The organism is Mesonia profundi (genome assembly GCF_031085155.1).
Classification (GTDB): domain Bacteria; phylum Bacteroidota; class Bacteroidia; order Flavobacteriales; family Flavobacteriaceae; genus Mesonia; species Mesonia profundi.
Genome location: NZ_JAVHUL010000011.1, coordinates 52,127 through 74,814 on the forward strand (window position 1 = coordinate 52,127; position 22,688 = coordinate 74,814).

Consider the following 22,688-nt stretch of genomic DNA (forward strand, 5'->3'; position numbering starts at 1 on the left):
AATAACCTTCAATAAGGGAATAAAACGTATGAAACTACTTATTAAGTCGGCCAAAGTGATCCAGCCCTCCAGTGAATTTCATCAACAACAGGTAGATATACTTATAGAAGATGGAGTAATTGCTTCCATTAAGCCCAAGATTGATGAACGTGCAGACCAAATCCTAGAGATAGAAAATTTACATCTTTCTGAAGGTTGGTTTGATAGCAGTGTCTCTTTTGGAGAACCTGGTTATGAAGAAAGAGAAACCCTAGAAAACGGTTTATTAACAGCAGCCAAAAGCGGATTTACTCAACTAGGTTTAAACTCCAACATCAACCCGATTGCAGACCATGCTTCTGCCCTTAATTTTTTACAAAAAGAAAATGAAAAGCAAGCGGTGCGGGTTTATCCTATCGCTGCGTTAACCAAACATAGTGAAGGAAAAGATTTAGCCGAAGTTTATGATATGCACCATGCGGGAGCCGTTTCCTTTTACGATTACAAGAAACCGGTGAACAATCCCAACTTGCTAAAAATCGCTCTACAATACGTACAAAATTTTGACGGACTCGTACAGTCTTTCCCTTTAGATGAATCCATTGCTCACAAAGGCTATGTACACGAGAATAAGCAAAGCACCATATTAGGCTTAAAGGGAATTCCTTCTTTTGCCGAAGAATTACAAATTAGCAGAGACCTTCACGTTTTAGAATATACGGGAGGGAAATTACACATCCCAACCCTCTCAACTAAGAAAGCGGTAGCACTCATTCGTGAAGCCAAGAAAAAAGGCTTGGACGTAAGCTGCAGCGTTGCTGTTCATCAACTTGTGTTTCACAATGATAAGCTAGAAACTTTTAATAGTCACTTTAAAGTGATGCCGCCGTTAAGGTCTAAAGAAGATCAAGAAGCTTTAGTAGAAGGCGTTAAAGACGGCACGATAGATATGGTGACTACAGACCATATGCCCATAGATATTGAAAACAAAAAAGTAGAATTTGAAAATGCTCTTTTTGGAACGATTGGTTTAGAATCGGCTTTTGGAGCGCTTAACGCATTGCTAGGATTAGAAAAAACCATTGATTTACTCACCAAAGCAAAAAAACGATTTCACATTCCTACTTCCCTTATAAAAGAAGGAAAAATGGCCAATTTTAGCTTTTTTAATCCAAAAGGCAATTATACCTTTGCCCCGCAACACATATATTCCTCTTCAAAAAATGCGATGTTTTTAAATCACTCCTTAACGGGAAAAGCGCTTGGAGTATATGCACAAAAAAATCTTGTTCTCCATGAATCAGACTCATAGTTCTTCTGAAGTAGAAAATGGCAAAACTACCGCCATTATAAGTTACCTCACTTTTGTAGGTGGCATCATCGCCATTTTTATGAATCTAGAACCCAAAAATAAATTTGCTTCTTTTCATATTAGACAGGCCATAGGCATACATTTGCTTCAAATTCTTATTTTCACCACCATGAGTGGTTTTGATAGTTTTTTGATTTCCTTTCCTTTATGGATATTCTTCTTTGTCTTATGGTTTTATGCTTTCTTAGGCGTAGTACAAGGAAAGAGATATATAATCCCATTATTGGGAGAACATTTTCAAAATTGGTTTAATAAAATAGCGCCATGATCACAAAAAAATTATCTTTAGAACACGTGTTAAGACCTTCAACATTAGAAGGAAAAGCCCCCTTAATCCTTATGCTTCATGGGTATGGAAGTGATGAAAACGATTTATTTTCGTTTGCATCAGAGCTTCCTGGTGAGTATTTAATCGTTTCCGCGAAAGCGCCACAACAAATGATGCCTTACGGAAATGCTTGGTACGAAATTAATTTTGATGCCCAAGGCGATAAGTTTACCAACGACGAACAAGCCATTGCTTCTCGAGATTTAATTGCGACGTTTATTGACGAGATTGTAGAAGCCTACCACGCAGATGCACAACAAGTAACTTTATTAGGCTTTAGCCAAGGAGCTATTTTAAGTTATGCCGTAGCGCTTTCTTATCCCAATAAAGTGCAAAATATTATCGCTTTAAGCGGATATATCCACGCTTCTATTTACAAGGCAGGATACGAGAATAATGACTTTTCTAACCTAAGTATTTACGCTTCTCACGGAAATGTAGACCAGGTTATTCCTGTAGAGTGGGCTCGAAAAAACAAACCTTTCTTAGACGAATTAGGAATTGAAAACAAGTATTCTGAATTTCCTGTAGGCCACGGCGTGAATCCTGAAAACTTTAAGGAATTTAAAAACTGGTTAGCCCAGCATTAGTCGGTATAAATAAAGGAGTCTGTTACTTCAATATCAATAGATTTATCTTCATTGATAAAATACTTGAACATGAACTCTCCCCAATATTTTCCATCCGTAAATTCGGCAATTCCCCATTTATGATTCAATAGCTTAATGGCATTGATCGCCATATTTCCATCCATTCCTTGGTAAGGAACCAGAGGATTGTCTTTATCAATGCTGTTTTTATCTAAAATTTGTGCTTGTAGCAACCCATTAAATTCTTCTACACGAAAGCCTCTGTCTTCAATATACATTTTTGCTTTATCGCTTTGCAGCAACGAAAATCTACTGCTGGCGTCTACTAGATTCACAAGCGAATCTTTTTCTCTTTTGAGTTCTTTTTTGTCCTTAGAAAGCTCAGTTATTTGTGCCTCTTGCATTTCCAAACCTTTCTTAGAGTTTGAGAATTGAAAGACAATATATAATAATGCAAACACAAACAAGAACATAAAAATTTTACCGCTCATCAAATTTCAATTTTTAAATTATCATAGGCCAAAAATACATTTTCTGGCAACTCTGCTTCCACTTCATCGTGAAAACCTAACAAATGACTAATATGGGTTAAATAAGCTTTTTCTGGCTGTAACTCTTCAATCATAGCCAAGGCTTCTTCCAAGTTTAAGTGAGAATGATGTGGCTCTCTTCGCAAAGCATTTATCACCAAGACTTTTAGGCCTTTTAGCTTTTCTTTCTCTTCTGCTGCTATGGTTTTTGCATCGGTGATGTAAGCAAAATCATTTAACCTGAACCCAAATACCTGCAATCGATTGTGCAACACATTTACAGGAACTACTTCTTTATTCTTTAACGTAAATGCTTCCCCAGTAAGCTCAATTACATGTACTTCCGGGGCACCGGGATATTTATTCTTTTCTTGAAAAACATAATCAAATCTTTTCTTAAGTGCCTCCACTACTCTATGATGTGCGTAAACATCTATTTTTCCTTGACGAAAATAAAAAGGTCTTACATCATCCAATCCAATAATATGATCGTTGTGTTCGTGAGTAAATAAAATCCCATCAATATGAGAAACATGATGAGTAAGCATTTGCTGTCTAAAGTCGGGGCCACAATCAATCACATAGCGATAATTTTCCCATTCTATCATCACAGAAACCCGTAAACGCTTGTCTCTAGGGTTCTCGCTTAAACACACAGGATGCTGGCTTCCTATAACAGGAATACCTTGTGAAGTTCCAGTACCTAAAAAAGTAATTTGCACGCATTTATTTTGTCACAAAAGTAGTTATATTTTTTTGTTTAAATGTCAAATCACTACCTTTGATACTGTAATCTTATTTATTAATCTTTTTATATAGCCATGCCAATTACGATAATGGGTGACAAGGAATTCGAGAGTATTCCTACCATCAACACCAAGGTACTTCGCATTAATTTAAACGAAAATATTTACGGAACATTTTCTGAAATTGGTGCAGGTCAAGAAACGGTTCGAAATTTCTTTAGAGCAGGCGGGGCATCTGGAACCATCGCGAAAACGATGAGTGCCTATGATAAAAATTTTAGTGATGCCATTTATGGCGCAGAAGACGATAAAAGGTATGTGACCGAAGCACGTCTAAAAAGGATGCTTTCTCATGAGATGAATCTTATAGAAGAGCGAATTGACCGGAAAAAACATCCTAATAAATTGTTTTTTAGTTTCGCTAATACCGTAGCAACTATAGATTTCGCTAAGAAATATAAAGGTCACGGCTGGGTAGGAATTAGATACCAAGTAACGCCAGAAGAAGATTACAACGAAATTATTCTACACGTTAGGTTTCACGAAAATGATGCTCGTTTACAACAAAATACCTTAGGTACTCTTGGCGTTAACCTCATTCACGGAGCTTATTACAAATATGATTCCCCAAAAAAACTACTTAGGTATCTTTACGATCACATTGATAAAGAACAAATAGAAATAGATACCATCAACTTTTCTGGACCTCGTTTTAAGGAAGTCGACAACCGTTTGATGAGTTTACAATTGGTTAAAAACGGAATGACCAAAGCAGTGATGTTTGCTCCAGACGGAAATAACGTCCTTCCTGCAAAAGTGCTTTATAGGAAAAATGTACTTGCACTAAGAGGGAGCTTTAGACCCGTTACCAAAGTAAATATGGATATCTATAAAAACTCTATGGAACTTTTTTTAGCGGAGAAACGCGTTAAGAAAGAAAATACCATGTGCATTTTTGAAATTACACTTTCTAATCTAAGGTCTGAAGGAGAAATTGACGAAAAAGACTTTATGGACAGAGCAAAGCTACTGTGCTCCTTAGGACATACGGTTATGATTTCTAACTTTCAAGAATACTATAAGCTTGTAGAGTACTTTTCTAGGTATACCAAACAGCGGATGGGACTAGCCATGGGCGTTAGCAATTTGGTAGATATTTTTGACGAAAAATATTACCGTCACCTTAGCGGAGGAATTTTAGAAGCCTTTGGTAAACTTTTCTTTAAGGATTTAAAAGTATACCTATACCCTTGGAAAGACGAAAAAACCGATGAAATCACCAATAGTGATAACCTAAAAGTGCATCCAAGAATGAAAGAGCTTTATAAGTTCTTTAAATATAACGGAAAAGTAGTAGACATTAAAGACTACGATCCTAGTATTATGGATATTTACTCTAGAGAAGCCCTACAAATGATTGCCAATGATACAGAGGGTTGGGAAGAAATGCTTCCAGAAAACACGGCTAGCCTTGTACGAGAACAACATTTATTTGGGTTTAAGCCTAAAGAAAAAAAACAAGAGGCCTAACAGCTTCACTTATAGATTACTAAAACAAAAAAAAACACCTTTGAAAGGTGTTTTTTTTGTGTCATTTTTCCGTGAAGATTAGACTCTTGTAATTTTAGCGCCTATAGCTCTTAATCTTCCATCTATATCTTCGTATCCACGATCAATTTGCTCAATATTATGAATGGTAGAGGTCCCTTTAGCAGAAAGTGCTGCAATCAATAAGGATATTCCCGCTCTAATATCGGGGCTTGTCATGGTGGTTGCTTTTAAAGTAGATTGAAAATCGTGTCCAATAATGGTCGCTCTATGCGGATCACATAAAATGATTTTCGCACCCATATCAATCAATTTATCTACAAAGAAAAGTCGGCTCTCAAACATCTTTTGATGTATAAGCACGCTTCCTCTAGCTTGAGTGGCGATCACCAACATAATACTCAATAAATCTGGTGTAAAACCAGGCCAAGGAGCATCACTTATATTCATAATAGAACCATCGATAAAGCTTTGTACTTCATATCCATTTTTATGGGCAGGAATGTACAAATCATCGCCCTTCTTTTTAACGGTGATTCCAAGTTTTCTAAATGTAGTGGGTATTAAGCCTAGGTTATCCCAGCTTACATCCTTAATGGTAAGTTCGCTTTTGGTCATGGCGGCTAAACCTATCCAAGAACCAATTTCGATCATATCGGGAAGAACTCTATGCGTACATCCCGTTAGTTTTTCTACGCCTTCAATCTTTAAAAGATTAGAACCTATTCCCTCGATATGAGCTCCCATAGAAACCAACATCTTACACAATTGTTGTATATAAGGCTCACAAGCTGCATTATAAATGGTAGTTTTTCCTTTAGCTAAAACAGCAGCCATCACAATGTTTGCTGTCCCAGTAACCGATGCTTCCTCTAAAAGCATATAAGCTCCCTTTAAACCTTTGGGTGCTTCTACGCCGTAAAAACGCTCCTCTTTATTGTATCTAAATTTTGCGCCTAGTTTTATAAAACCTTCAAAGTGGGTATCTAGTCTTCTTCTTCCAATTTTATCTCCTCCAGGTCTTGGGATATAGCCTTTACCGTATTTAGCCAATAAAGGTCCCATAATCATAATAGAACCTCTCAAACTACTGCCTTCTTCTTTAAAAAGCTCGCTTTCTAGGTAGTCTAAGTGGAGTTGATCGCTAATAAAGGAGTATCTTCCTTTACCTAATTTCTGAATTTTAACTCCCAGATTACCCAATATGGTAATGAGTTTGTTCACATCCCTAATGTCTGGAATGTTTTCAATAATCACCTCGTCATCGGTTAACAAAACAGCACAAAGTATTTGTAATGCTTCGTTTTTTGCTCCTTGCGGAACTATTTCCCCTTTTAAAGAATGTCCTCCTTCAATTTGAAAAGTAGCCATAAATAATCAGAATATTAGTAGCGCTTGCGAGTGCTACGGTTACGGTGATTTTTTTTGTTGGTGGGTTTTGAAGTAGAAGTTTTACTGTAACGCTTACTGTTACTTCCTTTTATAAGATCTGAAGCTTCCGTAAGGTCTTCTTCTTTGGCCTTCAAATTAATTTGACCATCGCTCAATTCGTACAAATGTTCAAAAATTGCCTTATCGTCTACCGTATCACGGTTCCAATTAAGGTAACATTTCTTCATGTGATTGGCGATATTAAACACAAGTGCATCTTTTAAATCTCCATCTTCCCATTCTAACGCAGCATCAATCATGCGTTTAATATTATTTCCGTAAAAACGGTATTTAGGAAAATTTTGAGGGTATTCTAAAGGAGACGGATGCTCTTGCAACTTCTCTCTTGAAGGTTTTGGATATGGAGAATCTACATCTAGTTTAAAATCACTAATGATAAAAAGTTGATCCCATAATTTATGCTGAAAATCTGGTACATCACGCAAATGCGGATTTAGATTTCCCATCACGGCAATGATAGATTTTGCTACCTCATTCCTTTCTTTATCATCTTCTAAACTAATGGCGTGTTCTACCATTTTTTGAATATGTCTGCCATATTCTGGAATAAAAAGTTTACTCCTCTCTGAGTTGTATTCTAAATCGTATATCAAAATTGAAAATTATATAGGTATAAATATTGTTGAAGCTGAAGTCTTTAGCTCATAACGCTTGCAAAATAATAAATAATTAGCTACCAGCTCCATTTTTTAATAAAAAATAGCAAATTTATAGCGATATAACTCCATCTACCTTTTCTCCTACTTTAATATACTTTTCTATCACCGCCTCTGGACTTTTCATTTTAACACTAACAGAAACACTGGTATAGGTTCCTTTAGAAGACTCTTTGGTAGTAATCACAGCGCCCATATTGTCAAAAATATTCTCTACTTCGGCTATTTTCTCATTACTTGAAGGAACAATAAATTTATATAAATACTCACTTGGCCATTCTGCTGTTTCTGCTAATTTAACTTTTAGATTCTTATAAAAGTCATCTCTTTCTTTATTTGAACTCATAAATTTAATATCTTTTAAAATACAAAGATACTTCATTCATTTTTTTAAATTGCCAAAAAAAAGTTATCATGGCTAAGGCTCAAAAAATATTGCTCATAGGCGGACCGGGAACGGGAAAGTCTACCATCATAAATCACTTAGATAAAATGGGTTATCGCTGCTTTCCTGAGATTTCTAGGAAAATTACCCTTACCGCTCAAAAAGAAGGCACAGAACAGCTTTTTCTATCGCAGCCTTTACGGTTTAGCGAATTACTTTTAGAAGGTAGAATAAAACAGCATCAAGAAGCAGATGATTTAGCAGCCAATTATGTTTTTATAGACAGAGGAATTCCCGATATTACCGCTTATATGGATTTTAGAGGTGATCAGTATCCAGAGACTTTCGAGAATGCGAATCTAAAGTACACTTACGATCAGGTATTTTTGCTTCCTATTTGGGAGGCCATTTACACTTCAGATAACGAACGTTATGAAAATTTAGATCAAGCTAAAAAAATTCAGCAACAGCTTATAAAAACGTATACTGAATTGGGTTATGATTTGATTGAAGTCCCTAAAAGTTCGGTTGAAAAACGTGTCGAATTTATTTTAACGAATACTCAAATAAACTAATTCATGCCCACCCCTGAAGAAATATTACGTGAATATTGGGGTTTCTCCACTTTTAAACCTGCGCAAAAAGAAATCATCACCCATCTTATAGAAGGAAATGATGCGCTGGCATTACTCCCCACCGGTGGCGGAAAATCTATTTGTTTTCAGGTTCCCGCACTAATGCAAGAAGGAATATGCATTGTGGTTTCGCCGCTTATTGCACTTATGCAGGACCAGGTGCAAAACCTTAATGCCAAGGGAATTAAATCGCTGATGCTTAAAGGCGGAATTTCTCTTCAGGAATTAGACACCACCTTAGACAATTGCATCTATGGTAATTACAAGTTTCTCTACCTCTCACCAGAGCGTTTACAACAAGATTTGGTGCAAGAGAGAATTTCTAAAATGAATGTCAACCTTATTGCTATTGATGAGGCGCATTGTATTTCTGAATGGGGACACGACTTTAGACCCGCTTATAGAAAGACCAATATTCTTAAAGAACTTCATCCCGAAATTCCCGTAGTCGCTTTGACTGCCACAGCAACCAAACGCGTACAAAGTGATATTTTAGAAACTTTAGGCATTGATGTTTCCCAAGTCTTTAAATACAGCTTTAAGCGGAATAACATTCAGTTTCTAATTCAGAAAGAAGAAGATAAAACACATCACCTGATTGGTTTTCTGAAAAAACATCCGGGATCGAGTATCATTTACGTACGAAATAGAAAAGCGACCTTAGAGTTAAAAGAAGTTTTACTACAACATCAAATTTCTGCAGATGCTTATCATGGAGGACTAGAAACCTCTCAGAAAAATAAATTACTAGAAGGCTGGCTAAAAGAAAGGTTTAAGGTAATGATAGCCACTACTGCTTTCGGGATGGGAATTGACAAAGAAAATGTTCAGAATGTGATTCATTTTCACCTGCCAGAAAGTTTGGAAAGCTTCTTTCAGGAAGCCGGAAGAGCGGGTAGGAATGGAGAAGACGCTACTTCCCTCCTGCTCTATAACGATCATGACTTTTTGTTGCTCAACAATCAGTTTTTAAAAAATATCGCTACTGTAAAAAGCGTCAAGCTAGTCTATAAAAAGCTGAACGCTTATTTCTCCATTGCTTATGGCGAAGGCGAACAAACCGAACACAACTTTAATTTTAGTGATTTCTGTAAAAATTACCAACTTCCCTTTGCGCTTACGTATAACAGTTTAGAGTTATTAGATCGCGTAGGAGTCATCAAGCTTACCAAAGAGTTTTCAAAAAAAACAGCCTTACAATTCTTAATTAGTAGTAAGCAAGTGTTTTACTTTTTGGAAAGGAATCCGTCTTACGAAGAACTTTTAAAAACCTTATTCAGATTAAAGGGAGGCTTTTTTGAGCATAAAACCAGTTTTTCGATTGATAGGCTGAGTGAAAAATCGGGCGTAACCCCAGAAATGATTGAAAACAAATTAGAATATTTGTCCAAAGAAAAAATCATAGATCTAAGCATTGCCAATCAAGATACGAGTTTAGTGTTTTTAGTAACCAGGGAAGATGACATTAGCATTAATCCCGTCTCTAAATATATCAAACAGCAATATAGCCTCAAAGAAGAAAAGATAAAAGCGGTTACTTTATTTGTTTCTTCCAAAGAACGCTGTAAAGTAAAGGAACTTTTAGCCTATTTTGGGGAAGATGAAAAAGAGGATTGTGGCAAATGCTCGGTGTGCTTAAAACGCAAGAAAAAGCATACTAGAAAGGTTTATAATGATGTTTACCAACAAATCTTAGTAATTTTAGAAAAGGAAGAAATGCCTTTAAAGCAATTGGTCCCAAAAATTGAAGCCAAAGAAGAAGACACTTTATACCTATTAAGAGCTATGCTAGATAAAAAATTAATTTCAATTAGCAGTAACAATATTATTCAATTAAAAAAATGACAGCATTACGTATACTTTTTATGGGAACTCCCGAGTTTGCCGTAACTATTCTAGATCAAATCATTCAACAAGACTATACGGTAGTTGGCGTAGTAACCGCCCCCGACAAACCTGCTGGGAGAGGTCAAAAGCTTAGAAAATCTGCTGTAAAAGTTTTTGCAGAAGAAAAAGGCATCGAAGTATTACAGCCTACCAACTTAAAATCTGATGCTTTTCAGGAAGATTTAAACCGTTTACAACCTAATTTAAACATTGTGGTTGCTTTTAGAATGCTTCCTAAGAAAGTATGGAACTTTCCTAGTTTAGGGACTTTTAATTTACATGCTTCGCTCCTACCTCAATATAGAGGAGCCGCACCTATTAATTGGGCGATTATTAACGGAGAGAAGACTACGGGAGTAACTACCTTTTTTATAGATGAAAAAATTGACACGGGTTCTGTTATTTTAAGAGAGGAAGTAGAAATAGAAGCTACAGATAATGCCGGAAGCTTACACGATAAGTTAATGCACAAAGGCGCGAGTTTGGTGATTACAACCTTAGAGCAAATTGAAAACGACAAAGTTTCTCCACAAGAGCAAAAAGAAGCTGGAGGATTAAAAACCGCTTATAAGTTGATCAATGAAAATACAAAAATAGATTGGTCTAAACCCACACAAGAGATTTACAACCACATAAGAGGTTTGAGTCCGTATCCTGTTGCTTGGACTCAGTTAGAAAATGGAGAAGAGACTTTACGCTGCAAAATACAAGAAGCGAGTTATACTTTAAAAGAACATCAACTCCCTTTGGGTAAAATTTCTATGGAAGAAAAAAGCATCTTAGTAGCTACCCAAAATGGTTTTATTAAAATTGAGCAGATGCAATTACCAGGAAAAAGAAAAATGAAAGCAAAAGACCTTTTAAATGGTTATGAGTTTAAAGAAAATGCAAAGATGCTCTGAAGCCTTGAAAATGCTAGCGAGAGAGAAATAAATTGAAAAACAAGCTAGTTTTATTAACAATTGACTAAAGTTATTAACAATTATAGGTATTTAGCCTGCTATTACTTGTATGGCAACGAAAAGCGTATAAATTTGTAGAGAGAATTTAATAGATGTTTAACCAACAATTAGTTTAAAACAAAAATTATGAACAAAACAAATTTAATTGATTCAATGGCAGAAGATGCTGGAATTTCAAAAGCAGCTGCTAAAAAAGCATTAGAATCTTTCTTAGAAAACGTAGAAGGTTCTTTGAAGAAAGGAGATAGAGTATCTCTTGTAGGATTTGGTTCTTGGTCAGTTACTAGAAGAGCTGCTCGTGAAGGAAGAAATCCACAAACAGGAAAGACTATCAAAATTGCTGCAAAAAATGTAGTTAAATTTAAAGCTGGTTCAGATTTACAGAAGTCTGTTAACTAAGAGATCTTTATAGAAAATATTAAAAAGACCCTTCTTTAGGGTCTTTTTTTTATCAAAGATTTTGTTCTTTTAAAATTTTTAATTTAGTTTTAGGTAAATAAATATACTTTTGGAAGCATTAAAACCAAAAAAAGGCATCTTAATGGCCGCAGAACCCTCTATTACAGGAGACCTCTCCTTTAATCGTTCTGTCATATTATTAGCAGATCATAGTGAGGAAGGCTCTATTGGTTTTATCCTTAACAAAGTTTTAGACCATAACCTTAGCGAACTCATCCCAGGTATTAAAAAAGATTTTCTAGTGTATTACGGCGGTCCCGTAGAGCAAGACAATCTATATTTTATCCACAAAGTCCCTAGTTTAATTCCAGATAGTATAGAAATTGCCGAAGGTATTTATTGGGGAGGAAATTTTGAAGCCGTTAAAAAGCTCATCCAAAATAATCTAATCACCGATAAGGAAATTAAATTCTTTTTAGGATACTCCGGTTGGGATTTGAACCAACTCGAAGAAGAGTTACACGCTAAAGCTTGGATCTTGATCAATGAATATGCTCAAGAAGAGATCTTAGAAAAAAACTACCATAACTTCTGGAAAGAGAAATTAGATGAATTAGGCGGAGAATACCTCATTTGGTCTAATGCGCCAGAAAATCCTAGTTACAACTAGCCCAAACGCGCTTGCGTATTTAATTTTGCCCGTAGATTATTCGCCGTCGCAAAATCATAGCTTTTCTTCCTATACTTTGTTATCGATTGAATGCCCATAATGCTATTAGTCACAAAAAGCTCGTCTGCTTTTTGAAGTTCAAACGGAGAAATACTCTCTTCTTTTAAATCGAAGTCTTCCAGTTTACCAATAATTTTAATTAAGTTTTTTCTTATAATTCCGTTAAGGCAACCATCAGATAATGGCGGAGTTTTAATACTATTCCCTTTTACCAAGAAAATATTTCCGTTAAGGGCTTCTAAAACCGACTTCTTCTCATTGAGCAATAAGCAGTTCTCGTAGTCATTTTCTTCGGCATAAATACTTCCCAACACATTTACAATCCTATTGTTCGTTTTAAGCGTAGAAAGCAAGCCGCTCGCTACATAATGATCTTTATAAAGCTCTACTTCGTATGCAGATTCATCGTTGATGTAAAAAGGAGTATCTAAAAGGGAAGTAGAAATCATATAACCTATTTCTCGCTGCTGCGGAAGGTATAATCCTCCAGGAAGACGATGAATATTAATTTTTACCCGCACGGATTGCTCTTCAAAACCGTTTTCTTTTACACACGAAAGAATCTCTTCTTCGAGAAACTCTGGCGAGAACGACATAGGAATTTCCATGCGCAAAATACGCATAGAAGCCATTAAGCGAAAGTAGTGATCTTCCCAAAACATCAATTTGCCATGCACCACTCTTAAGGTTTCAAAAAGAGAATCTCCATAGTGATACCCTCGATTGTCTATAGACAAACTCGCGTCCTCTTGCGCTACCATTTTTCCGTTGTAATTGATCATAAAAAAAGCTCCAATTTTGTGTAAAATTGGAGCAAATATACTTTAAATAATATGATTTTTTAAACCGAACCTAAGACTTGTTTTAAATCTGAAACCATATTTTCCCATAACATTTTGCCTTCATTAATATCATCTTCACTATCCTCGGCATAATCTGTAATCATCAAAGAAACATCTTTGGTAATTTCATCTACTTGTATGCGCATTTCAAAAAAGTAAGCATCTCCTTCTTCCTCATCTTCCAACCAACGTAATTTGATACGCTCTCCACTTTTCTTACTTACTAATTTAGCACTCTCTTCGCTACCTTCCCAGATAAAATTAAAAACTTCACCTCTTGAGTTAACATTGTCTGCAAACCACTCACTTAGGCCAGAAGGGGTAGATATATATTGATATAATAATGACGGGGAAACCTGTATTGGAAACTCCATTTCGTATTTCACTTTTGTACTCATAACGTATAATTTGTTGAAAGGCAATATATATATTCTTTACCGAATAGGAGCTAAAAATTAATTTATTAATTTTTTTAAAACTTATTTGCTCGAAAGCCAAATAATACTATATTTGCACCCGCAAACGGCGAGGTAGCTCAGTTGGTTAGAGCGTCGGATTCATAACTCGGAGGTCCCGGGTTCAAATCTCGGTCTCGCTACAAAAAACCACTCTTTTTAGAGTGGTTTTTTTATGCTTAACACTAAGGCTAATCTCTTAGAGATACACGTTTTACAAATTCTTAAATTTTAGATAGGATTTTATATTCATTCTATATAGCTTTACTAACTGTTAACATAATTTCAGTATAATTATTAGATAGATTGCTAAATCTTAATATCGTAAAAAAGAAAAAGAAGAAAGTTTTATGTAAAAGCAGTTAAGACTTAAATCATTGTTACCTATTTATTAAAATATTTCAAAACAGAAAAAAAGTTAATTTTTCAGGCATGAAAATTGAAAAGAGAAAAAAGGAGAGTATATTTAATCTAAATGATATTCAAATAATTTGTTTTATGGAAATACTTAATAATAAGTAAACTTTTAATAAAGTCCATAATCTTAAAAAAATTGAAGAATTATGCTTTGAGGTTATTGAAAAACTTCAAAAGAAATTAATAAAGAGTAATTATAATGTTTAATGAATAAAAAAGATATTAGTAAAATAATTGAATCAACGCTTATATCTGTCGCTTCAAGTTTTCCAGTAGCTGCATCTTTAGCAACTGGTTGGTCTGAATATAAAAACCATCAACAATCTTTGAGAATAAAAGACCTTCTTGAAAGATATGTTAAAAACCTACAAAAGTTTAAAAATCAAGTAGATGAAGAGTACCTTAAAAAGGAAGAAGCTAAAAAATTAATAGAACAAACAGTTGAGAAAGGAAAGGATGAAGTTAAGAGTGAAAAAAGGAAATTACTATCAGATTTTTTATTTTTCTCTTCAACGAAAAGTCTTTCGAAAGATAATGATAAAGAAATGATATTATATACAATTGATAAAATTAGTTTACTACAGGCAAGCCTGTTGTTGTCAATTACTAAATATTTATCGTCTGGTTATGGTAAAGAGAATATTTTAATGGGAAGTGATTATTATTACTCTAAGGCTAAAGATGAGTTTTGTTATCAACCGGAATGGTATATAGTTCACTCTTACACAAATAAAAAACAACACGAAAAATCCCATATTGAAGCATGTTTAGATTATTTAGTTTCAATTGGTGTAATTGAAACAGCCAGTTCACGTGGGTTTACAACTGTTTGGGATAAAAAAGGTATAAAAGGATACAGACCTACGAAATTAGGCTTAAAAACTTTGGAATATCTCGGTTATGGATTAGATAAATTACCGGATTTAGATAAATCAGATAAACTTTGGTATTTATCTTAACTTATAAGTGAATAAATGTGAAACTAAAGAAGAGTTTTATTTAAATGTAAATAGTACCGTTGACAATTTAAATCACAAATAAAATGCAAAATTTGTTGTTAATTTAAGGAGTTTGAGTGCTTTTTTTTGACAAGTGTATTGAAATACCCATCTTTTAGCTTCGATACGACTTTCTTTCGAAAATCACTCAATCCACTTAAATCCTTTTTTCTTCAAAATTGATTGCTCTACAACTTCAGAAAACAACCTCTTTTAATCACTTAAAAGACCACAGAACCGCGAACTATCATCCCATCAAAAAAGCCGAACAACTTGCTCGACTTTTTTGACGCGGAAATTTTAGAGATAAACTAGCTTATCGTTTTTATCATTTCTTGTAAAGAAACGCTGGACTGCTCTCCGGTTTTCATATTTTTTAAGGTGTATTTTTCCTCTTCCATCTCTTTGGTGCCTGCCAATACGACAAACGAAATATTGCGTTTGTTGGCGTGGTTCATTTGCTTCTTCATTTTGGCTGCATCGGGATACATTTCGGCGGCGATGTGTTGAGTTCTTAATTCTTTCACCGCTTTCATCGCGTACAAGGCTTCTTTTTCTCCGAAGTTGATAAAGATTACTTGGGTATTCGCTTCCGCGGAAGCGGGAAATAAACCAAGTTCTTCTAACACCAAATAAATTCGATCCAAACCAAACGAGATCCCAACCCCACTCATATTTTTAAGTCCGAAAATGCCAGTGAGATCATCATAACGACCTCCGCCACCTATAGACCCCATCTTCACTTTCTCTGGCGCAGCTACTTCAAAAATAGCTCCCGTGTAGTAATTAAGTCCGCGTGCTAAAGTTACATCCAAATCTAATTTGGCGGTTTCTAACGGCATAGCTTCAAGGGCACGTTGTATAAACTGAAGTTCTTCAATTCCTTTTTTTCCTTCTTCAGACTCCGCTAAAATCTCTTTTAAACCTTGAATTTTAGTTGAGAAATCTCCGGTGAGAGAAAATATAGGTTGTATGGTTTTTATCGCTTCCGCGGAAATACCTTTTTCCTGCATTTCTTTAATCACGCCCTCTTCTCCTATTTTATCGAGCTTATCTAAAGCCACCGTGAAATCGATAAGTTTATCGCTTTCTCCAATCACTTCGGCAAAACCAGAAAGAATTTTTCTATTGTTAATTTTTAGAGTCACGCCTTCCAAGCCTAAAGCGGTAAATACGGCATCATAAAGCTGAACAAATTCTACTTCTTGCCAAAGGCTATCGCTACCCACCACATCTGCATCGCATTGGTAGAATTCTCTAAACCTTCCTTTTTGAGGCCTATCGGCACGCCAAACCGGCTGAATTTGATAGCGTTTGAACGGAAATTCAATTTCGTTTTGATGCTGCACCACATAACGCGCAAAAGGAACGGTAAGGTCGTAACGCAAAGCTTTTTCTGAAATTTGCGTAGTGATCTTTTGGCTATTTTTTTCCGCGAAAGCGTGATCATCTACTTTCTTTAAAAAATCTCCACTATTTAAGATTTTAAAAATAAGTCGGTCGCCTTCTTCGCCGTACTTCCCCATCAAGGTATCTGAGTTTTCAAAACTGGGGGTTTCTATAGGTTGAAAGCCAAATTTTTGAAACTGATGTTTGATGGTAGAGAAAATATAATTTCTTTTACTAACTTCTGCAGGAGAAAAATCTCTTGTTCCTTTAGGTATTGTGGGTTTTTGTGCCATATCAAAATTTAAAGTCACAAAGATAATTAAACAAAAGAGAAATTATAAGTAACTTTTAGCCCTTAAGCTCGTCTTATTAACAACGCTTAACACAAACGCATGTTTTCACTCTTCAAAGAAAATATAAGAATCGCTCTAGACAGCATAAGAACCCAGCTGCTTAGAACTATTTTAACGGTATTGATTATCGCTATTGGGATTACCGCATTGGTTGGGATTTTAAGTGCCGTCAATGCCTTAGAAAACACGATTACCAGTGATTTTGCCTCGATGGGCGCCAATACGTTTAACCTGCAACGCTATGATTTTACGGTGCAAACCAGAGGTAGCGGAGAGGTGCAAAAAGTGAATCCTGTGATTACCTATCGCGATGCCAAAGAGTTTAAAGAAAACTTTATTTATCCCAATACAGATACTTCCATTTCTTTTTCTGGAACCTCCGCAGCCGAAATAAAATATGGAAAAGAAAAAACAGATCCCGAAGTAAGCGTTTTGGGCGTAAATGAATTTTTTCTAACCAACTCCGGACTAGAAGTCGAAACTGGAAGAGATTTCTCTTACTTTGATATTGAAAATAACGCAAACGTTTGCGTAATAGGTTCTGATTTTAAAGACGGAATTTTTAAAAACATAGATCCTATCAATAAAACCATCAGCGTTCGTGGCGCTAAATTTAAAGTAATTGGCGTTCTGGAAAGCAAGGGTTCTACCTTTGGAAACAATCAAGATTTACGGGTGTTAATCCCCATTCAGAAAGCGCGGACTTTATTTAACCTCGCCAATACCAATTACAACATCAGTGTAAAAGTAGCCGATAAAGAGATGCTGGAAGGTGCGCAAGATGAGGCGATCATTAGCTTTAGAAAGATACGAAAGTTAAAGCCTAGAGAAGAGAATAACTTTGGGATGGAGCGTAGCGACAGCTTATTAAATGAGATTTTTAAAATTATGGGCTACTTAGATGTGGCCGCGTGGATTATTTCTATCATCACTATTTTGGGCTCTTCCATTGCCTTGATGAATATTATGCTGGTTTCAGTAACCGAAAGAACCCGAGAAATTGGAGTAAGAAAAGCTTTAGGTGCCAAAAAGAACACCATTGCTTTTCAGTTTTTTAGCGAAACTATTATTATTGGACAGCTAGGCGGAATTCTAGGAATTCTCTTAGGTATGCTTGTAGGCTACGTGGTGGCGGTGAGCGCCGATTTTGTTTTTAGCATTCCGTGGGGAGCAATTATTTCAGCCACGGTAATTTCTTTGGTTATCGCAATTCTTTCGGGTAGTTATCCTGCGCTTAAAGCGGCAAAACAAAACCCGATAGAATCTTTGCGATACGAGTAGTAAAGGCTGATTATTCAACCTCTATCACGCGTTCAAAATACTGAAACAACTCTCCTTTGGTAATATTCGCCCCTTGTTGAATGAGGGCAAAGATATCTTTGTTTCTATCTTCGGAAATGGCCTTGACGGAATTATAAATCTCTACATCTTCTGTCAATAAATTATCCTGAAGCCAGGCATAGCCTTCTTTAGTAGCAATATTTATAGCTTCATTATTCACTTTTATTCCTATAAGACGCATTTTTGCCTCCTCAATATGGAATAAAAATAATTGTTGTTTAGAAAGATGCTCTAAATAGTTGGCTTGGTTAAGCACTCCTTCCCAAACCAAATCGCTAAATACGTCTAGTTCATCTTCGGCTAATTCAGGTTTATCTTTCTTTATTTGTGTCCACTCCTCTGCCGTAATGGATTGTGAAGCTAAAAAATTGATAAATTCCTCATGCAATTCTTCCAATTGCTCTTTCGTTAATCTTGCGTATTTCATACCCATCTAAATCTCTTTAATAAGGAAGCTTATGATTCCTGTTTTAATTTGGTAAAATGTTTGTAAAAAAATGGAATGGTTTCAATTCCTTTCAGGTAATTCCAGATTCCAAAATTCTCATTAGGCGAGTGAATCGCATCGCTATCTAAACCAAAGCCCATTAAGATGGTTTTACTTCCTAGTTCTTTTTCGAACAGAGAAACAATAGGAATACTTCCTCCACTTCGCTGCGGAATAGGATCTTTTCCAAAGACTTCGTGATAAGCATCATTGGCAGCTTGATATTCGATTCCAGTAATGGGAGTTACATACCCCTGACCTCCATGATGTGGCTTTACCTCTACCGTTACTCCGCTTGGAGCGATATTTTCAAAATGAGTTTTAAACAATTCAGTAATTTCTTTCCAGTCTTGATTAGGCACCAAACGCATAGATATTTTAGCAAATGCTTTACTCGCAATCACCGTTTTAGCTCCTTCTCCTGTGTACCCGCCCCAAATTCCGTTAACGTCTAAAGTAGGTCGAATAGAATTTCTTTCGTTCGTTGTATAACCTTTTTCTCCGTACACATCGTTTAGGTCTAAAGCTTTTTTATACTTTTCTAAATCAAACGGAGCTTCCCCCATTTTCGCACGCTCTTCTTTGGTGAGTTCTTCTACTTTGTCATAAAAACCAGGAATCGTAATGTGGTTGTTTTCATCGGTAAGAGAGGCGATCATTTTAGCCAACACGTTTATCGGGTTAGCTACAGCTCCGCCATATAAGCCAGAGTGCAAATCTCTATTAGGACCTGTTACTTCCACCTCAACGTAACTCAATCCGCGTAAGCCTGTCGTAATAGAAGGCACATCTTTAGCAATCATTCCCGTATCGGAAATAAGAATCACATCATTTTTCAACTTCTCATGATTCCGCTCAATAAACCAACCTAGGTTTTCGCTTCCTACTTCTTCCTCTCCTTCAATCATAAACTTTACATTACACGGCAAATCGTCGTTCTCTACCATATATTCTAAAGCTTTCACGTGCATATACATTTGTCCTTTATCGTCACAAGCGCCACGTGCAAAAATAGCACCTTCGGGATGGATGTCGGTTTTCTTAACCACAGGTTCAAACGGCGGATTGTCCCACAAATCGATAGGATCTGCCGGTTGCACATCATAATGACCGTACACTAAAACGGTTGGCAACTTCTCATCTATGATTCTTTCTGCGTAAACCACAGGATAACCTGGAGTTTCACAAACCTCGGTATGCGTACATCCTGCGTCTTCCAAACTTTTTCTAATTCCTTCTGCCATGCGAATCACGTCTTTTTTATACGCCGGATCTGCACTCACGGAGGGCACTTTTAAAATTTCTATTAATTCGTTTATAAACCTTTTCTGGTTTTTTTCTACATAAGCTTTGCTAGAATTCATCTTTCTCATTTTTATTAGATGGTCAAGATAAGAACTACTTCATAAAAAATAAAATTTTTATAAAAGACTTTCTTTGAAAATTGTAATCTTTGTTTATATTTGCATCCTCTTAGCAAATAATTCTGGGTTTTGTTAAGAAATAATGCGAGGGTGGTGCCCCGAAGTGTCGGGAGATAGACACGTGAAAAATACCATATAATAAATGCGGGCGTGGTGGAATTGGTAGACACGCTAGACTTAGGATCTAGTGCCGCGAGGTGTGAGAGTTCGAGTCTCTCCGCCCGTACAAAATAAAAAGCTAACTATGTTATTATTAACTAGTTAGCTTTTTTTGTTTTATACCTTGTACTATATTTGTACGTTGTCTTAGAAAAACATATTACAATTCGATCTCAATTTCATTTTCTATTTTTATTTCTTCATAGATCTGAACATCATCATTTATTGCTTCAATAGAAACTGTAAAAGCATAAGGAATCTCTTCTTTATTTACATCCCAACCTTTATGCCCTTGAACAGAAAAGCTTATTTCTTCAGATAATTCATAAGCCTTAATTATAACCCAGTCTTTTTGTAAAGAACTATTATTTCTACTCAAACCTTTAACACTTCCCCAGTCTTTATTTTCCCTTATTTTCCACTTAACAACTTGTTTTCCGTTTTCTTTTTCATAGTCTACTTCTTCATCTTCAATTACCCTTAAAGCTCTTTTCCTAAATTTATCTAATGGCTCATCAAAATAAGAGGCTGTCCAGTCTAACCATGTTGATAAATAAGATTTTGTCTTTTGTCTGGTTCTTCTGACTTTTGCAGTAAATGATAATGTAACTTCAATCAATATATCATATTCATTCGCTTGATTTCGTATGCTTTCAGGTATTTTTAAAGAATATATATGCCCTTCCTCTGCTCGAATTTTTGATGTATTATAAAAAGTTACTCGTTGTTCTGTATTTCTAGTTACTCTTTCCAGTGAAGGAATTCCGTATCCAAAATGCTTGAGACTACTCGTAGTAGGATTAAAAAAATGTGCTTCTGGTAGACGAGCTCCTTGAGCAACTAATGCTCTAATCAAGTTGTTGTTTTCTTTTGGATAAAGCTCTTTCAGTTTTGCTACAATATTTGAAACTTTAGGAGTTGAAAATGAAGTACCACTAGTATCCTGTCCATATGCAGAACCTCCATTTAAAGTTGACCTTACAAGTTCGATCGATGTCTCTTCTATTTCCCTTACTGAATTGACGCCATTTTTTGATCTTACAAATCCTCCACCAAATTCAACTACATCTGGTTTTATCATCCCCCATATTCCATTTCCAATTCTTGAAAATGCAGAAATATCATTCTCCTTTCCAAGGGAAACCCAATTATCATCCTCAAAACTTGAATGATTTATAGAACCTACAACTAAAGAGAAACAGCTTTGTCCAGGGTTAGCAATTCTGCAAAAAGCTTCATTTAAATAATTGGGGTATTCTAAACCTTCATTAATATAACTTCGTATTTTAGGTCTGTCTATATTTCCACTGGATATTATAAATATTTTATTTTTTTCATGTATTAATAAGTCTAGAGCGGCAGCCCAAGTAGACATATGCTTAATCCTAAATGGGAACTTTGAATTAATAGACATATTAAATAAATCACAATCCTCATTATCATTAACAATGTCAAACATTAGCTCAGCAGGAAACTTATTTTTAAGCTGGTTATTATCATTTAAAACTCTCAAATTCCTGATTCTACAAGGTAATTGATATGGAGAAGACAGACCATTAATTCCTAACGGATATATTATTGCGCCAGCAACTTTAGTACCGTGCCCTCCCTCAATAACTTTATCTGCTGTTGATTCATCATTATGAACATAACTTTTAGACTTTGAACTGTCAATAGCTAAGCTCAAATATTTATGACCTTCCATTATCCCGCTGTCAATAACGCCAACTTCGGCAGATTCTTCACTTGGAGGTAATATATCTATATTTTTTTCATCAATTTCAAAACTTTCTCCAACTCTACCTTTAATAATATCAACTTCTGTTACTTCGAATACAAACGGATAATTAATTACCAAATCCTTTAAGCCACTACCACTAATTTCTAATTCACAAGAAAAGCTATCCTCTAAATCAATAAAGCTACTGGTTCTACTACCATAAATTTTAATGAAATTATCAAAATGAGTTTCTCTTTCCATCCATAAATCATCTCTTTCTATCTGCTTTTGGCGATATTTTTCAAGCCTCTTAATACCACCTTGTTTTGTGGGGTCAGGCTCTTTCCCTAATGGTTTATCAAAAGCTACACCTACTTCTACCTTATAAATATCTTTTTCATTAATATGAGGCCATTTATTATAAAGTTCTTCAGATAAAATGTGCTTTGGCTTCCAATCTTTTCTCTCCCCAGTTATAATCTCCCATAATTTTGCAATTTTAGCAGTACCGTGACCCGAATGTACAAAACCATTAATCTTTTCCTCTAAAGCTCTTAAACCATCATTCGATGCTCCAACTATAAAGCCATCATCCTCCTCTGAAATGATCTCTATCCCAAATTTTTGTAAATCAAAACTAATATCGGATAATAAATCAGGGTCAGTTTGTAGAAATATAGGGATAATATCCTTATCCAACGGTGCGAGTTCTTGCTCCTCTCTCTCACTCAAGTTAAGCGTCCAAGATTCCCTTAGGTCAATAGTTCTTTTTGATAAATATGAACTGTGCTTTTTACGGTTTTTTTTATTCTCTTTAGTTCTTTCATTTTGACCACCACCACCATGGAGCCTAGGATTACCTTGTATTTTTTGAACAAATTTTAAATGAGGAAGTCTATCCATA

The 22,688-nt window shown here is 35.5% G+C and carries 22 protein-coding genes and 2 tRNA genes; 13 read left to right on the forward strand and 11 right to left on the reverse strand.

Features of this window, described 5'->3' with window-relative positions; all coding sequences use genetic code 11:
* Positions 1 to 28 precede the first annotated feature (28 nt).
* From RBU60_RS05915 to RBU60_RS05925, 3 genes are read left to right on the forward strand one after another with little or no spacing between them, the layout of a single operon-like run.
* Complete coding sequence (locus tag RBU60_RS05915) at positions 29 to 1,291, forward strand: dihydroorotase (protein WP_308863797.1); 1,263 nt, start codon at positions 29 to 31, stop codon at positions 1,289 to 1,291.
* Positions 1,275 to 1,619, forward strand: coding sequence for a DUF4870 domain-containing protein (locus tag RBU60_RS05920; RefSeq protein WP_308863799.1), 345 nt, complete (start codon positions 1,275 to 1,277; stop codon positions 1,617 to 1,619). Before RBU60_RS05915 ends, RBU60_RS05920 begins: the two co-directional genes overlap by 17 nt.
* Positions 1,616 to 2,269 (forward strand): alpha/beta hydrolase, encoded by a 654-nt coding sequence (locus RBU60_RS05925; protein ID WP_308863800.1) that lies wholly within the window; start codon positions 1,616 to 1,618, stop codon positions 2,267 to 2,269. The genes RBU60_RS05920 and RBU60_RS05925 overlap by 4 nt, the downstream gene beginning before the upstream one ends.
* Here the strand turns inward: RBU60_RS05925 and RBU60_RS05930 are convergent.
* The gene (locus RBU60_RS05930; protein WP_308863802.1) at positions 2,266 to 2,760 is read right to left on the reverse strand and encodes a hydrolase; all 495 of its coding nucleotides are present in this window, start codon (positions 2,758 to 2,760) and stop codon (positions 2,266 to 2,268) included. The two genes, RBU60_RS05925 and RBU60_RS05930, sit on opposite strands and share 4 nt — an antisense overlap.
* On the reverse strand, positions 2,760 to 3,521 hold the full coding sequence (locus RBU60_RS05935; RefSeq protein WP_308863803.1) for an MBL fold metallo-hydrolase: 762 nt from the start codon (positions 3,519 to 3,521) through the stop codon (positions 2,760 to 2,762). Before RBU60_RS05935 ends, RBU60_RS05930 begins: the two co-directional genes overlap by 1 nt.
* 99 nt (positions 3,522 to 3,620) lie before the next feature.
* Here RBU60_RS05935 and RBU60_RS05940 point away from each other — a divergent pair, with 99 nt between their 5' ends.
* Positions 3,621 to 5,075, forward strand: a complete 1,455-nt coding sequence (locus RBU60_RS05940) for a TonB-dependent receptor (RefSeq protein ID WP_308863804.1) — start codon at positions 3,621 to 3,623, stop codon at positions 5,073 to 5,075.
* A 78-nt stretch (positions 5,076 to 5,153) separates the two neighbouring features.
* On the opposite strand, the gene murA is transcribed toward RBU60_RS05940, so the two are convergent.
* The 3 genes from murA to RBU60_RS05955 form a co-directional block, all read right to left on the reverse strand.
* Positions 5,154 to 6,464: a UDP-N-acetylglucosamine 1-carboxyvinyltransferase gene (gene murA, locus RBU60_RS05945; protein ID WP_308863805.1), complete on the reverse strand. Its 1,311-nt coding sequence runs from the start codon at positions 6,462 to 6,464 to the stop codon at positions 5,154 to 5,156.
* Between the two features lie 14 nt (positions 6,465 to 6,478).
* Positions 6,479 to 7,138, reverse strand: coding sequence for a DUF4290 domain-containing protein (locus RBU60_RS05950; RefSeq protein WP_308863807.1), 660 nt, complete (start codon positions 7,136 to 7,138; stop codon positions 6,479 to 6,481).
* A gap of 115 nt (positions 7,139 to 7,253) precedes the next feature.
* Positions 7,254 to 7,547 carry a DUF493 family protein gene (locus RBU60_RS05955; protein WP_308863809.1) on the reverse strand — a complete coding sequence of 98 codons (294 nt, stop codon included), beginning with the start codon at positions 7,545 to 7,547 and terminating at the stop codon, positions 7,254 to 7,256.
* A 68-nt stretch (positions 7,548 to 7,615) separates the two neighbouring features.
* On the opposite strand from RBU60_RS05955, the gene RBU60_RS05960 reads away from it, so the two are divergent.
* The 5 genes from RBU60_RS05960 (at position 7,616) to RBU60_RS05980 (ending at position 12,139) form a co-directional block, all read left to right on the forward strand.
* Complete coding sequence (locus tag RBU60_RS05960) at positions 7,616 to 8,161, forward strand: ATP-binding protein (RefSeq protein WP_308863810.1); 546 nt, start codon at positions 7,616 to 7,618, stop codon at positions 8,159 to 8,161.
* A gap of 3 nt (positions 8,162 to 8,164) precedes the next feature.
* Positions 8,165 to 10,066: a RecQ family ATP-dependent DNA helicase gene (locus RBU60_RS05965; RefSeq protein ID WP_308863812.1), complete on the forward strand. Its 1,902-nt coding sequence runs from the start codon at positions 8,165 to 8,167 to the stop codon at positions 10,064 to 10,066.
* A complete protein-coding gene (gene fmt / locus RBU60_RS05970) occupies positions 10,063 to 11,010 on the forward strand; it encodes a methionyl-tRNA formyltransferase (protein ID WP_308863813.1) in 948 nt (315 codons plus the stop codon). Before RBU60_RS05965 ends, fmt begins: the two co-directional genes overlap by 4 nt.
* Positions 11,011 to 11,196: 186 nt before the next feature.
* The gene (locus RBU60_RS05975) at positions 11,197 to 11,469 is read left to right on the forward strand and encodes an HU family DNA-binding protein (RefSeq protein WP_308863814.1); all 273 of its coding nucleotides are present in this window, start codon (positions 11,197 to 11,199) and stop codon (positions 11,467 to 11,469) included.
* A 109-nt stretch (positions 11,470 to 11,578) separates the two neighbouring features.
* On the forward strand, positions 11,579 to 12,139 hold the full coding sequence (locus tag RBU60_RS05980) for a YqgE/AlgH family protein (protein WP_308863816.1): 561 nt from the start codon (positions 11,579 to 11,581) through the stop codon (positions 12,137 to 12,139).
* On the opposite strand, the gene RBU60_RS05985 is transcribed toward RBU60_RS05980, so the two are convergent.
* Both RBU60_RS05985 and RBU60_RS05990 read right to left on the reverse strand, forming a co-directional pair.
* Complete coding sequence (locus RBU60_RS05985; protein ID WP_308863817.1) at positions 12,136 to 12,981, reverse strand: aminotransferase class IV; 846 nt, start codon at positions 12,979 to 12,981, stop codon at positions 12,136 to 12,138. The genes RBU60_RS05980 and RBU60_RS05985 overlap by 4 nt on opposite strands.
* 59 nt (positions 12,982 to 13,040) lie before the next feature.
* On the reverse strand, positions 13,041 to 13,439 hold the full coding sequence (locus tag RBU60_RS05990) for an START-like domain-containing protein (protein WP_308863819.1): 399 nt from the start codon (positions 13,437 to 13,439) through the stop codon (positions 13,041 to 13,043).
* 126 nt (positions 13,440 to 13,565) lie between these two features.
* Here RBU60_RS05990 and RBU60_RS05995 point away from each other — a divergent pair.
* Positions 13,566 to 13,639: transfer RNA gene (locus RBU60_RS05995), tRNA-Met, on the forward strand.
* A gap of 480 nt (positions 13,640 to 14,119) precedes the next feature.
* Positions 14,120 to 14,872 (forward strand): hypothetical protein, encoded by a 753-nt coding sequence (locus tag RBU60_RS06000; protein WP_308863820.1) that lies wholly within the window; start codon positions 14,120 to 14,122, stop codon positions 14,870 to 14,872.
* Between the two features lie 350 nt (positions 14,873 to 15,222).
* Here the strand turns inward: RBU60_RS06000 and hisS are convergent, their stop codons facing one another.
* Positions 15,223 to 16,593: a histidine--tRNA ligase gene (gene hisS / locus RBU60_RS06005; protein ID WP_308863821.1), complete on the reverse strand. Its 1,371-nt coding sequence runs from the start codon at positions 16,591 to 16,593 to the stop codon at positions 15,223 to 15,225.
* Between the two features lie 99 nt (positions 16,594 to 16,692).
* Between hisS and RBU60_RS06010 the strand changes: the two genes are divergently transcribed.
* Positions 16,693 to 17,934: an ABC transporter permease gene (locus RBU60_RS06010; protein ID WP_308863822.1), complete on the forward strand. Its 1,242-nt coding sequence runs from the start codon at positions 16,693 to 16,695 to the stop codon at positions 17,932 to 17,934.
* A 10-nt stretch (positions 17,935 to 17,944) separates the two neighbouring features.
* Here the strand turns inward: RBU60_RS06010 and RBU60_RS06015 are convergent, their stop codons facing one another.
* Positions 17,945 to 18,421: a DUF6495 family protein gene (locus tag RBU60_RS06015; protein ID WP_308863824.1), complete on the reverse strand. Its 477-nt coding sequence runs from the start codon at positions 18,419 to 18,421 to the stop codon at positions 17,945 to 17,947.
* A gap of 29 nt (positions 18,422 to 18,450) precedes the next feature.
* Positions 18,451 to 19,845: a dipeptidase gene (locus RBU60_RS06020; RefSeq protein WP_308863825.1), complete on the reverse strand. Its 1,395-nt coding sequence runs from the start codon at positions 19,843 to 19,845 to the stop codon at positions 18,451 to 18,453.
* Positions 19,846 to 20,049: 204 nt separating this feature from the next.
* Here RBU60_RS06020 and RBU60_RS06025 point away from each other — a divergent pair.
* Positions 20,050 to 20,131 (forward strand) — tRNA-Leu (locus RBU60_RS06025).
* 93 nt (positions 20,132 to 20,224) lie between these two features.
* On the opposite strand, the gene RBU60_RS06030 is transcribed toward RBU60_RS06025, so the two are convergent.
* Complete coding sequence (locus RBU60_RS06030; protein WP_308863826.1) at positions 20,225 to 22,687, reverse strand: S8 family peptidase; 2,463 nt, start codon at positions 22,685 to 22,687, stop codon at positions 20,225 to 20,227.
* Position 22,688 lies beyond the last annotated feature (1 nt).

Bases quoted from the DNA above. Each gene is read 5' to 3' on its own strand.
- RBU60_RS06020 (WP_308863825.1), bottom strand. From the start codon at position 19,845: ATGAATTCTAGCAAAGCTTATGTAGAAAAAAACCAGAAAAGGTTTATA.
- RBU60_RS05940 (WP_308863804.1), top strand. From the start codon at position 3,621: ATGCCAATTACGATAATGGGTGACAAGGAATTCGAGAGTATTCCTACC.
- RBU60_RS05920 (WP_308863799.1), top strand. From the start codon at position 1,275: ATGAATCAGACTCATAGTTCTTCTGAAGTAGAAAATGGCAAAACTACC.
- fmt (WP_308863813.1), top strand. From the start codon at position 10,063: ATGACAGCATTACGTATACTTTTTATGGGAACTCCCGAGTTTGCCGTA.
- RBU60_RS05990 (WP_308863819.1), bottom strand. From the start codon at position 13,439: ATGAGTACAAAAGTGAAATACGAAATGGAGTTTCCAATACAGGTTTCC.
- RBU60_RS05985 (WP_308863817.1), bottom strand. From the start codon at position 12,981: ATGATCAATTACAACGGAAAAATGGTAGCGCAAGAGGACGCGAGTTTG.
- RBU60_RS06010 (WP_308863822.1), top strand. From the start codon at position 16,693: ATGTTTTCACTCTTCAAAGAAAATATAAGAATCGCTCTAGACAGCATA.
- RBU60_RS05925 (WP_308863800.1), top strand. From the start codon at position 1,616: ATGATCACAAAAAAATTATCTTTAGAACACGTGTTAAGACCTTCAACA.
- RBU60_RS05965 (WP_308863812.1), top strand. From the start codon at position 8,165: ATGCCCACCCCTGAAGAAATATTACGTGAATATTGGGGTTTCTCCACT.
- murA (WP_308863805.1), bottom strand. From the start codon at position 6,464: ATGGCTACTTTTCAAATTGAAGGAGGACATTCTTTAAAAGGGGAAATA.
- RBU60_RS06000 (WP_308863820.1), top strand. From the start codon at position 14,120: ATGAATAAAAAAGATATTAGTAAAATAATTGAATCAACGCTTATATCT.
- RBU60_RS05915 (WP_308863797.1), top strand. From the start codon at position 29: ATGAAACTACTTATTAAGTCGGCCAAAGTGATCCAGCCCTCCAGTGAA.
- RBU60_RS06015 (WP_308863824.1), bottom strand. From the start codon at position 18,421: ATGAAATACGCAAGATTAACGAAAGAGCAATTGGAAGAATTGCATGAG.
- RBU60_RS05955 (WP_308863809.1), bottom strand. From the start codon at position 7,547: ATGAGTTCAAATAAAGAAAGAGATGACTTTTATAAGAATCTAAAAGTT.
- RBU60_RS06030 (WP_308863826.1), bottom strand. From the start codon at position 22,687: ATGGATAGACTTCCTCATTTAAAATTTGTTCAAAAAATACAAGGTAAT.
- RBU60_RS05930 (WP_308863802.1), bottom strand. From the start codon at position 2,760: ATGAGCGGTAAAATTTTTATGTTCTTGTTTGTGTTTGCATTATTATAT.
- hisS (WP_308863821.1), bottom strand. From the start codon at position 16,593: ATGGCACAAAAACCCACAATACCTAAAGGAACAAGAGATTTTTCTCCT.
- RBU60_RS05960 (WP_308863810.1), top strand. From the start codon at position 7,616: ATGGCTAAGGCTCAAAAAATATTGCTCATAGGCGGACCGGGAACGGGA.
- RBU60_RS05975 (WP_308863814.1), top strand. From the start codon at position 11,197: ATGAACAAAACAAATTTAATTGATTCAATGGCAGAAGATGCTGGAATT.